The organism is Paraburkholderia nodosa, assembly GCF_001718195.1.
Lineage (GTDB): Bacteria > Pseudomonadota > Gammaproteobacteria > Burkholderiales > Burkholderiaceae > Paraburkholderia > Paraburkholderia nodosa_A.
Map to the genome: position 1 here is coordinate 155,443 of NZ_MCNV01000001.1, position 11,631 is coordinate 167,073.

General features: G+C 69.0%; 8 protein-coding genes. 5 read left to right on the plus strand and 3 right to left on the minus strand.

Translation table 11 applies throughout. The features are described from left to right. The first annotated feature begins 23 nt into the window (after window positions 1-23). From treZ to treY, 3 genes are read left to right on the plus strand one after another with little or no spacing between them, the layout of a single operon-like run. A complete protein-coding gene (treZ, locus tag BFD71_RS00655) occupies window positions 24-1,925 on the plus strand; it encodes a malto-oligosyltrehalose trehalohydrolase (RefSeq protein ID WP_069261366.1) in 1,902 nt (633 codons plus the stop codon). Then, window positions 1,922-4,177 carry a 4-alpha-glucanotransferase gene (gene malQ / locus BFD71_RS00660; protein ID WP_069261367.1) on the plus strand — a complete coding sequence of 752 codons (2,256 nt, stop codon included), beginning with the start codon at window positions 1,922-1,924 and terminating at the stop codon, window positions 4,175-4,177. Before treZ ends, malQ begins: the two co-directional genes overlap by 4 nt. Continuing rightward, a complete protein-coding gene (gene treY / locus BFD71_RS00665; protein WP_069261368.1) occupies window positions 4,174-7,056 on the plus strand; it encodes a malto-oligosyltrehalose synthase in 2,883 nt (960 codons plus the stop codon). Before malQ ends, treY begins: the two co-directional genes overlap by 4 nt. Before the next feature lie 18 nt (window positions 7,057-7,074). Here treY and BFD71_RS00670 read toward each other — a convergent pair whose 3' ends face one another. Together BFD71_RS00670 and BFD71_RS00675 are read right to left on the minus strand one after the other, a co-directional pair. Next, a complete protein-coding gene (locus BFD71_RS00670) occupies window positions 7,075-8,487 on the minus strand; it encodes a hemolysin family protein (protein WP_069261369.1) in 1,413 nt (470 codons plus the stop codon). Window positions 8,488-8,612: 125 nt separating this feature from the next. Further along, entirely contained in the window at window positions 8,613-9,374 is a 762-nt protein-coding gene (locus tag BFD71_RS00675) for a sensor histidine kinase (RefSeq protein ID WP_069261370.1), read from the minus strand. Between the two features lie 154 nt (window positions 9,375-9,528). Between BFD71_RS00675 and BFD71_RS00680 the strand changes: the two genes are divergently transcribed. Both BFD71_RS00680 and BFD71_RS00685 read left to right on the plus strand, forming a co-directional pair. Beyond that, complete coding sequence (locus BFD71_RS00680; protein WP_028202932.1) at window positions 9,529-9,870, plus strand: FKBP-type peptidyl-prolyl cis-trans isomerase; 342 nt, start codon at window positions 9,529-9,531, stop codon at window positions 9,868-9,870. Between the two features lie 54 nt (window positions 9,871-9,924). Continuing rightward, window positions 9,925-10,728 (plus strand): AraC family transcriptional regulator, encoded by an 804-nt coding sequence (locus BFD71_RS00685; protein WP_069261371.1) that lies wholly within the window; start codon window positions 9,925-9,927, stop codon window positions 10,726-10,728. A 15-nt stretch (window positions 10,729-10,743) separates the two neighbouring features. Here the strand turns inward: BFD71_RS00685 and BFD71_RS00690 are convergent, their stop codons facing one another. Beyond that, complete coding sequence (locus BFD71_RS00690) at window positions 10,744-11,619, minus strand: MOSC domain-containing protein (RefSeq protein WP_069261372.1); 876 nt, start codon at window positions 11,617-11,619, stop codon at window positions 10,744-10,746. Window positions 11,620-11,631: the final 12 nt, after the last annotated feature.

An 11,631-nucleotide genomic window follows, 5' to 3' on the forward strand; every position in this document is an offset into this window, starting at 1 on the left:
CAGGACGCAACCAGGAATCCACCATGTCCCCGCTTTCGCACGATCCGCACGCCCGCCAGTACATGCATTGCCTGCCGTTCGGCGCGCAGCTGATCGGCGCGGCGCACTCGCAGCCGCATACGCGCTTTCGTTTCTGGGCGCCGTCGTGTCAAACGGTGCAGGTCGTGTTCGAGAACGTGAGAGACGCGCCGCCGCTCGACATGACGCCGACCGGTAACGGCTGGTTCGAAGCGCAGGCGTCGTGCGGGCCGGGCACGCTGTACCGCTACTGCCTCGACGGCCAGCAACGCGTACCCGACCCCGCATCGCGCTTCCAGCCGCAGGGCGTGCATGGGCCGAGCGAAGTGCTGGACCCGCGCGCGTACGCCTGGCAGCATGCGCACTGGCAAGGACGCCCCTGGGAAGAGACCGTGATCTACGAGCTGCACGTGGGCGCGCTGGGCGGCTATCAGGGTGTAATGAAACGTCTGCCCGCGCTGGCGGCGCTCGGCGTGACGGCCGTCGAACTCATGCCGCTCAACGACTATCCGGGCGAGCGCGGCTGGGGCTACGACGTCGTGCTGCCTTACGCGCCGCACGCGGCCTATGGCAGTCCTGACGAACTGAAAGCGCTCGTCGATGCCGCGCATGGGCTGGGACTGCAGATGTTCATCGACGTCGTGTATAACCACTTCGGCCCCGACGGGAACTGGCTCGGCCTCTACGCCAAACCGTTTTTCCGCCAGGACGTGAAGACGCCGTGGGGCGAAGCGCTCGACTTCGACCGCTTCGAAGTGCGCGACTTCTACTGCGACAACGCGCTCTATTGGCTCACGGAATATCGCTTCGACGGTCTGCGCATCGACGCTGCACATGCGATCGGCAACACCGACTGGTTGCGCGAGCTGGCCGACCACGTGAAGGCGCGTGTCGAGTCCGGCCGCCATGTGCACCTGGTGCTCGAAAACGAGCACAACGAAGCCAATCTGCTCGAATCGCACTTCAGCGCGCAATGGAACGACGACGCGCATCACTGCTTTCACGTGCTGCTCACCGGCGAGTCGGAAGGCTACTATCGCGCCTTCGAGGATTCGCCCATCGGCAAACTCGCGCGCGTGCTCGGCGAAGGTTTCGTGTACCAGGGCGACCCGTCGCCCGTGCACGGGGGCAAGCCGCGCGGCGAACCGAGTGCGCACCTGCCGCCCACCGCGTTCGTGATGTTCCTGCAGAACCACGACCAGATCGGCAACCGCGCAATGGGCGACCGGCTGCGCACGCTGGCCGACGACGACGCCCTGCGCGCGGCCACGGCAATGCTGCTGCTTTCGCCGCAAATTCCGCTGCTCTTCATGGAGGAGGAATACGGCTCGACGCAGCCGTTCCAGTTTTTCACCGCCTTCACCGGCCAGTTGGCCGATGCGGTACGCGAAGGCCGCCGCAGCGAATTCAAGGCATTCAGCGCGTTCAACGACGAAGCGAGCCGGGCGCGCATTCCCGATCCGAACGATCTGCAGACCTTCGTGAATTCGTCGCCGCTGGCCGACGCGCCGCTCGACGGCGAACGGCTCGAATGGATGCACTTCTATAAGTCGGCGCTATGCGTGCGGGCGCACCTGCTCATGCCGCGCTTGCGCCACGCGCGCGCGCTCGGCGCAACCGTGCTCGCCGACGACGCTGCGAACGGTCTCGCCGCGCTCGTCGCGCGCTGGCGCCTCGACGATGGCGAAACGCTCACGATCGCGCTGAACCTGGGCCGCGACGGCGTCCCGCTCGAGCCGCGGCCCGAAGGCATGGTGATATTCGAAACGCCGCCACGTGCGCGCGACCTTGCCGGCAATGGCCTGCTGCCCGAGAGCGCGTGCGTTGCATGGCTCACCGGCAACGTGCCCGAGTACTCGAGCGAACACGACGCGCGCATCGTGCATCGCGAGGAGCCCAACGCATGAGCACGGCGCGCCGCAGCGACACGCTCGCGACACTCGCCGCACGCGCGGGCTTCGAGGTCGAATGGACCGACGCACACGGCGCCGTGCAGCGCGTGCCCGACAGCACGCTCTCCGCTCTGCTGGAATGCGCGGGCCTGCCTTGCGCCAACGCCACGCAAATCCGGCAGAGCACCTCCGCACTCAATGCGGAACAGTCGACGCGGCGACTGCCGCCGCTCATCACCGCCGAATACGACAGCGCGATCGAACTGCCGCCTTCTGCCGTACGCGCGGGGAGCCACTATCGGATCGACCTCGAAAGCGGCGAGCATATCGAGGGCCGCTTCACCTCGCCGCGCGGCGAGAGCGCGTTGCTCGCGCCGCTTGCGGAGCCGGGCTATCACACGCTCACCGTCAATGACCATCGCCTGACGATCGCGGTCGCGCCGCCGCACTGCCATACCGTCGCCGACGCCTGGCGCGCACGTCACGGCGACAGCGGCTCAGTGCCGCCGCTGTGGGGCCTCGCCGCGCAATTGTACGGACTCCGACGCAACGGCGACGGCGGCATCGGCGACTACAGCGCGCTCGCCGCGCTCGCCGCGCAAAGCGCGCGGCGCGGCGCGCAGGCGCTCGCGGTGAGCCCGACCCACGCAATGTTCAGCGCCGAGCCGGGTCACTTCAGCCCCTATTCGCCGTCGTCGCGCCTGTGGGTCAATGTCGCGCACATCGACCCCGCTGCGGAATTCGGCGCCAAGGCCGCGCACGACGCGAGCGCGGCCGCGAATGCGCTCGACGCGTGGCGCGAACTCGAAGCCGCGCCGCTCGTGGACTGGCAGCGTGCGTTGCCGCTCAAGCTCAAGGTGCTGCGCGCGCTGTTCGAGCGCTTCGACGCCGACGAGCGCGCGAGCGGCTCGCCGCGTGCCGCCGCCTTCGCCGCGTTCTGTGCGCAGGGCGGCGAGGCGCTCGAAGACCACGCGCGTTTCGAGGCGCTGCAGGAAGCCATGCTGCATGGTCCCGGCGGCGAGCGCCACTGGCGCGACTGGCCCGAGCCGCTGCGCGACCCGCGCAGCGCCGACGTGGCGACGTTTGCGCAGGAGCACCGGCGCGAAGTCGACTTTCACCGCTTCCTGCAATGGCTCGCAGCGCTCGGGCTCTCGGGCGCGCAGCGCAGCGCGCACGAGGCCGGCATGGCGATCGGCCTCGTCGCCGATCTCGCCGTGGGCTGCGACGGCGCGGGCTCGCACGCGTGGTCGCTGCCGCAGGACATGCTGCAACGCGTTTCGGTCGGCGCGCCGCCCGACATCTTCAACCAGGCCGGGCAAAGCTGGGGGCTCACGACGTTCTCGCCGCGCGCCATGCACAACAACGGCTTCCGCGCGTTCATCGACATGCTGCGCGCGGCCTTCGCCCATGCGGGCGGTGTGCGCATCGACCATATTCTCGGGCTGCGCAGGCTCTGGCTCGTGCCCGAAGGCGAAAGCGCGCGCCACGGCGCGTATCTGCGCTATCCGTTCGACGACCTCGTGCGGCTCATCGCGCTCGAATCGTGGCGGCATCGCGCGATCGTGATCGGCGAAGACCTCGGCACCGTGCCGCCGGGGCTGCGCGAGCGGCTCGCCGCGCACGGCCTGTATGGCATTCGCGTGCTGTGGTTCGAGCACGACGGCAAGGGCTTTCTCGCGCCCGCGCGCTGGGACCCGCATGGCGTCGCGACGACCACCACGCACGATCTGCCGACCGTCGCGGGCTGGTGGAGCGGCGCGGACATCGACTGGCGCAACCGCATCGGCCAGACGCTCCCGCGTGCCGACGGACGCGACCCCGTCGCGCTCGACCGCGCGCGGCGCGCGACGGATCGCGTCGCGCTCTGGCATGCGTTGCAGCACAGCGGGCTCGCGCCGCGCGACACCGAACCGCCGCCGGCCGACGAGCCGCCCGTGAATGCCGCGCTCGCCTATGTCGCGGCAACGCACAGCCCGCTCGTCACCTGCCCGCTCGAAGACCTGCTCGCGTTGTCCGACCAGCCGAATCTGCCCGGCTCGATCGACGAGCATCCGAACTGGCGCCGCCGCCTGCCGCTGCCCGTCGAGACGCTGTTCGCCGATCCGGCCGTCGCCGCGCGCGTCGAAGCCGTCGTACGCGCACGCGAGGCCGTTGCGCGCACGCGCGCCGAGCCGAGCGCCGGTGCAGGCGCGAGCGACGCCAACTCAACCGCGAACTCAACCGCCAGCTCGGCGCCAGGTGCGACCGAAAAGAAGCCGACGCCATGACACACCCTCGCGCGACGCTGCGCCTGCAGCTCCATCACGGCTTCACGTTCGCCGACGCGCTCGCGCAGCTCGACTACTTCGCCGCGCTCGGCGTGAGCCATCTCTACCTTTCCCCCGTCACGACCGCGCAGCCCGGCTCGATGCACGGCTACGACACCGTCGACTACGGCACGGTGAGCGCGGAATTGGGCGGCGAAGGCGCGCTGCGCCGCTTCGCCGCGAAAGTGCACGAGCGCGGCATGGGCATCATCGCCGACTTCGTGCCGAATCACATGGGCGTGGGCGGCGGCCACAACGCCTGGTGGCTCGACATCCTCGAATGGGGACGTCACAGCGCGTACGCGCGCCACTTCGACGTGGACTGGCACTCGCCCGACCCCGCCCTGCGCGGCAAGGTGCTGATGCCGTTTCTCGGCGCCCAGTACGGCGAAGAACTCGCCGCAGGCCGCATCGAGCTGAAGTTCGATCCCGCCGCCGCGCGCTTTTATGTGCAGTACGGGCCGCACGTGTGCCCGATCTGCCCGACCGATTACGCGACGCTCCTGCAGTCCGCGAACCGCGCCGATCTCAACACGCTCGCCGGACCATTCCAGGGCCTCACGACCCAGCCCGACGACCAGGCGCGCGCCAGCGCCGGTCGCGACGCGCTGCGCGCGTTCGTCGAGCGGGTCGGCACGGACCCCATCGACTTCGTTCTGGAATCCTATGCAAGCGGCGACCCGGTGCCGCGCGAGCGGCTGCACCGCCTGCTGGAGCGCCAGCACTTCCGGCTCGCGTGGTGGCGCACGGCCACCGACGAGATCAACTGGCGGCGCTTCTTCGACATCACCGCGCTCGCCGGCGTGCGCGTGGAACGTCACGACGTGTTCGAGGCCGTGCACAAGCTCGTGTTTCGCCTTTACGCCGACGGCGTGATCGACGGCCTGCGCATCGACCATATCGACGGGCTCGCGGACCCGCGCGAGTACTGCGAACGCCTGCGGCAGCGGCTCGCCTCGCTGCGCGCCACGCCGCCCTACATCGTGGTCGAGAAGATCCTCGCGCAAGGCGAAACGCTGCGCGACGACTGGCCCGTGCAAGGCACGACCGGCTACGACTTCATGAACGACGTGGGCGCCTTGCTGCACGATCCTGCAGGCGCAGCGCCGCTCGCCGAGGCGTGGGCCGCCATCTCCGGCGACGACCGGCCGTTCGCGGCCTACGCGCTGGACGCGCGCCGCGAGATGCTGGCCGCCTATCTGCCCGCGGAACTCGACCACGTGACGCGTGCGCTGCACCGCATCGCGCGCGAACTCCCGGGCACGCGCGACACCACCTATGCGTCGGTGCATCGCGTGGCTGCCCATCTGGCCATGTACTTCCCGATCTACCGGATCTATCCGGCGAACGGTTTGCGCAGCGCGCTCGACAACCGTTATTTCGACGTTGCGCTCGACGCCGCGCGCCGTGCACTGCCGCGCGCGAGCCTCGCGGCGCTCGACCTCGTCGACGGCTGGCTCGGCGGTCGCGCCCCCGAACCTGCCGCGAACAACGCCAGCGGCGGCGGCGGCAACAGTGGAGGCAGCGCCGCCAGGACGCCACGCGCCGCGCCAGCCGGGGCGAACGCGGGTGCGGGCGGCAACCAGGGGAATACGCCGCTCAGCCACGCGCTCATCGCGCAGCGCACAGCGCTCGCGCTGTTCTCCCAGCTCACCGCGCCGCTCGCGGCGAAGGCCACGGAGGACACGGCGCTCTATCGCTACGGCCGCCTGCTCTCGCGTAACGAAGTGGGCGCGGACCCCGACGATTTCGCGCGCACGCTGCATGACTTTCACGCGACGAACCGGCTGCGCCAGCGTCGTCCTTATGGGCTGCTCGCCACGGCCACGCACGACCACAAGCGCGGCGAGGACGTGCGGGCGCGGCTCGCCGTATTGAGCGAGATAGCGCTCGACTGGAGTGCCACGCTGCGCGCCTGGTCGACGCTGAACCAGACGCATCGCCGCAACGAAGGGACGGCCGGCGCGGCATGGTCGCCGGGACCGGCCGCCGAGGCGATGCTGTATCAAACGCTGGTGGGCTGCTGGCCGCCCAAACTGGACCCGGGCGACGAAGCGGGCGTGCATGCGCTGGCGGAGCGCGTCTCGACGTGGCTGCTCAAGGCGTTGCGCGAAGCGAAGCTGCGCACGAACTGGCTCTCGCCCGACGAAACCTATGAGTCGGAGTGCCAGGCATTTCTCTTCGATATCCTCGCACCGCAACGGCGCGACGGCTTTCTGCAGGCGCTGGCCGAATTCGTCGCGCGTGTGGCGCCCGCTGGCGCACTCAATACGCTGCTGCAAACGGTACTGCGGCTCACCTCGCCGGGCGTGCCCGACCTCTATCAGGGCACCGAACTCTGGGACTTCAGCCTCGTCGATCCGGATAACCGGCGGCCCGTCGATTACGCCGCCCGCGCGGCCGCGCTCGATGAGCAGGCGCCCGCCGCGAAGCTGAAGGACTGGCGCAACGCCCAGGTGAAGCTGGCCACCGTGCACCGCCTGCTCGCGCTGCGAGCGCGCGCACCCGAACTGCTGCGCGAAGGCGACTATCTGCCGCTTACGGTGAGCGGCGCGCAGGCCTCGCATGTGATCGCTTTCGCGCGCCATCACGGCGACGCGTGGGCCATCGTGATCGGCACACGCTTCGCGGCGGGCTTGCTGGATGGCGACACCCCGCTCGTCGCGCCCGAACGCTGGGAAGATACGACCGTCGAGTTGCCCAAAGGATGCGCGCCAGCCACGCTGCACGACTGGCTCAGCGACGCCACGCACACGGTGCGCGAAGGCGGGACGCTCGCACTGCGCGACATCCTGGGCGCAATGCCCGTCGCGGTGCTCGCCACACTCGCGCGCAGCTAGGCTGCACGCGAGGCGCGCTCAGCCGCCCTCGTCCTCGAGATCTTTCGGATACACGCGCACGAGCACGATGCGCGGCCCCTTCATTTTCTTCACGACGATATCGAAGCGGTCGAACCCGACGCGCTGCCCTTCGGTGGGCAGGTCGTTGAGCGCATGAATCACGAGGCCGCCCACCGACTCCGCGCGCCCTTCGTCGATATCGATGCCGAGCGCCTGCTCCAGCGACACCACCGGCAGGCTGCCGCGGCCCATCAGCGTGCCGTCGTCCATGCGGGTCCAGTCGGTGTCGGCCTGGTGAAACTCGTCGTGAATCTGGCCCACGAGCGCGCCGAGCAGGTTGTCGAGCGTGAGAAAGCCGACGGGGCGCGCGTTCTTGTGCCCCACCAGCGCGAAATGCGGCGCGCCCTTGCGAAAGCGGCGAAACAATGCCAGTGCGGGCGTCTCGGGCCGCACGTATTGCACGGGGCGCACGAACTTGCCGAGATCGCTGAGGGCGTTGCCCGCCTCTCGGGCGAGCAGCAGGTCCTTCAGGTGGATGAGGCCTGCCACGCGCTCGCCCGCGGCGTCTTCGAACAGCGGGTAGCGGCTGAAACGATGGCGCGCCACGATCTGCATGTTCTCGCGCAGCGACAGGTCGCGGCGCAGGCCCACCATCTCGTGCGTCGGCCGCATGAGGTCGGAAATGGTGAGGCGCGAGAAGTCGAGCGAATGGGCAAGCGTGTTCCATTCGTCGGCGCTATAGGCGTTCGCGGCGGGTGCGGGCAGCAGCGGCACCGCGCCGTTTGCACTCTTTGCGCCGCGCGGCTCGTGCGTCGCGTCATGCGCCTCGGCCTCGGCCTGGGCGGCGGCGCGGCGGCTGCGCAGGATCAGCTTGAGTTCGTCGGTCGAATAGTGCGTGTCGTGGCCGTGCTCCGACGACAGGCCCGCGAGACGCAGCACCGCGTTCGCGCTCGTATTGAGCACCCAGATCGCGGGATACATGGTCCAGTAGAAGCCGTAGAGCGGCATGGCCGTCCACAGCGAAATCTTCTCGGACTGGCGGATGGCGAGCGATTTCGGCGCAAGCTCGCCCACCACGATGTGCAGGAACGAAATGACCGTGAACGCGAACACCAGCGAGATGGCGTGCACGAGTTCCGCCGATTGCACGCCGAGCAGTTCGAACACCGGCGCGAGCAACTGCGCGAACGCCGGCTCGCCGATCCAGCCGAGGCCGAGCGAAGCGAGCGTGATGCCGAGCTGGCACGCGGAAAGATAGGCATCGAGCTGGCCGTGAACCTTGGCGAGCAGGCGGCCGCGCAAGCCGTGCTGCTGAGCGAGGGCCTGCACGCGCGTGGCGCGCAGCTTGACGAGGCCGAACTCGGCCGCGACGAAGAAACCGTTGAGGGCAACGAGCAGGAACGCCCCGATGAGGGCGAGAAGCTGGATCAAGACACAAGGCTCCGAGGGACGAAGCGCTCAGTATAAGGGTGCAAGGTTGATGAAAGATGCGGCGGGCTCAATCCGGCCCGACGCTCACGCGGCAGTCGGTCAGGTGCGATCCGGCTCGACCCTGCTCACGCGCCGCTCAGCGGCACATTCAGTACGAGCACCATCTCCTCGCCCTCGCCCACGAGAGCCGGCGCCTCGAAGCGTCCGCCATGCGCCTCGGCCACGCGATGGCACAGCGCCAGCACCCAGGCGTAGCGACCCGCTTCCTGCTGCTCGCTCGCCTGGGCGCGCGCGAACGGTTCCAGCACGTGCGCCAGCGCGCCGTCGGTGAGCGCCGCACGCGTGGCGCGCCATTGCACTTCGAGTTGGGCGGCAGTGGCGCTCGCGCTCGCCGCGAGCGTCACGCTGGCTCCCTGAGCACTCGTTTCCGCCGCGAACACCAGCATCAGCCACAGCGCCTGCGCAATGCGCTCCCGGTCGCCGTCGAGCGTCGCCGCGCCTGTCGCGTCCTGCACGGCGAATGTCACGCCGCGCGCATCGCCGAGCGCGGCGCGGGCGTCATCCGCGGCTTCGCCGAGCAGCGCCGCGACGGCGAACGGCGCGCGCTCGATACGCAGCTTGCGCGTCTGCGCGCGCGTGGTATCGACGAGCGTTTCGAGCAGCCGGACCTGCTGCTCCACGCCCGTGCGAATGCCGCCGAGCGCACGTTGCGCGGAGGCGTCGGCGTTGTCGATCTTGCGTTCGAGCACGTAAGCCCAGCTATGAATTGCATTGAGCGGACTGCGCAGATCATGCGAGACGCGCGAGAGCACGTGGTCGCGCATGAACAGCGCTGCTTCGGCGCACAGGCGCGCCGTGCGCTCGGTACGGTTTTGCGAAGTCGACATCTGATTCCTCGTGTTTCGCCACAAGCCGGGCGAGCGGTCCCCATTATAGGCAGCGCGTAGTGAGCAACCGGCGTGCCCGACGAGCCGCCGCCCGCCCGGCCCTGCAAAGCGCCTACAATAACGGGTCCAACCTATCCGAATCAGGAGTTTTTCCATGTCTATCGTGACCACCGAATCCGGCCTCAAGTACGAGGACCTGACCGAAGGCACCGGCGCCGAAGCCAAGGCCGGCCAGACCGTCAGCGTGCACTACACCGGCTGGCTGACGGACGGCCAGAAGTTCGATTCGAGCAAGGACCGCAACGACCCGTTCGCGTTCGTGCTGGGCGGCGGCATGGTCATCAAGGGCTGGGACGAAGGCGTGCAGGGCATGAAGGTGGGCGGCGTGCGCAAGCTGACGATTCCGCCGCAACTGGGCTACGGCGTGCGCGGCGCGGGCGGCGTGATTCCGCCGAACGCGACGCTCGTGTTCGAAGTCGAACTGCTCGACGTCTGATGCCCGCTTGACGCTTCACGGCGCTCGCCTTATTTGCAATCGCAACCGGTCATCATGAATCCGCATCACCACGCTCCCGTCACCGCGCCCGGCGTCGAACTGCGCCGCTACGGCGCGATCGAGGAAACCGATCTGCACGATTTTCACCAGATCGTGCTCGGTCTCGACGGCGAAATGGAGATGACCGTGAACGGCCGGGGCGAGCGCATCGACAGTTGTTCCGCGTGGCTCATTCCGGCGGGCGCTCGGCATGACTACATGGGTATTGGCGATAACCGCCAGCTCGTGCTCGACCTGCCCGCGGCAACGCTCGCGGTGCCCGAACGGCTGTTCGACACCGCGCGCGCCGTGCGCCTCGACCCCGCGCTCACGCAGCTCGTGAATCAGATCGCGCAGCGCGCCGCCGCAGCCACGCCGCCGCGCGACAGTGCCGACCTGCGCGCGCGCCGCTTTCACTGGGACGCCTCGGCGCGTCTGTGCGCGGCTTTCATTGCACAAACCGGCGTGGCAGCCAGCGCCCAGTTCAGCGCGGCTGCCGGGCTGGACTTCGCGCGCATCGACCGGTGGCTGCGCGCGCATCTCGCCCAGCCGCTGCGTATTGCCGATCTCGCCGCGCATTGCGGCTTCGGCATGCGGCGCTTTCATCAGCTTTTTATCGAAGCGTTCGGCGAGACGCCGCATCGCTATTTACAGCGGCTGCGGCTCGACACGGCGCTCACGCTGCTCGCCGACCCGCGCGCCTCGCTCACCGACATCGCGCTCGAAGTCGGCTTCGGCGACCAAAGCGCGTTCACGCACGCATTCACGCGCCGCTTTGGGCTCGCGCCCGGTCAGTGGCGCGCGCTGCCGTCACACTGAGCGCGCAAGCGCCCCTCAATCGTCGAAGCGGTATTCCCACTCGGCGCGTGCGCCCACCGTCACGTGCTTGCCCGCGCCCGTCACGACCATCGCGTTCTGGCCGAATGTGAGGCCGCCGTCCACGCGCGGATCGGCGCGGAACACGGCCAGCGTGTCGAGCGGTTCGGTGGGCCATTGCGCGTCGCGCTCGCCCGATAGCTGATCGATCGTCGTGATCGGGCAGCGCGCGCAGGGCTTCACGAAACGCAGCACGACCTCTTCGCCGCCTGTAGCCGATTCGATGGTGAGCGTGTCGATGAAGTCTTCCTCGAATGCGTCGCCAATGTCACCGACGACGATGTTCGGACGAAAGCGCGCCATCGGCACGGGCGGCGCACCCTTCGCCGCGAGGCGCTCGTTGAGTTGCGCGAGCGACGCCTCGCTCGTCACGAGAATCGGAAAGCCGTCGGCGAATTGCGTGGGCGCGTCTTCGCCGTTCGTCCACTTCTTGCTCGCGAGACGCGTCACGTCATGCGCGAAGCGCAGCAGCCGCACCGGCACGCCTATCGCCTGCGTGAACCACTGCGCCGCGTGATCGCCTTCGTCGAGCGCCTCGAAATCGTCGTCCCAGACCGTCGCCGGCACGCGCGCCTCGCCGCCGCGCTGCGCGAACGGCAGATGGAGCGCTTCGCTCATGCCTTCCATGGTGAGGCGCACGCCGTCTTCGACGAACGCGGGCACGATGCGCGCCATGGCGGCGTACTGGCGCTGCGTGACGAACCGGCCGTTCTCGTCGGCGACCATCCAATGGCGGTCCCACTCGATGCCCTTCAGGCCGAGCTGCGCATCGTCGAGCGCGATCGCGCCGCATGACTTCACGGGATAGACGAACAACGCACGGACAATGGGCATGGTGAACTCACG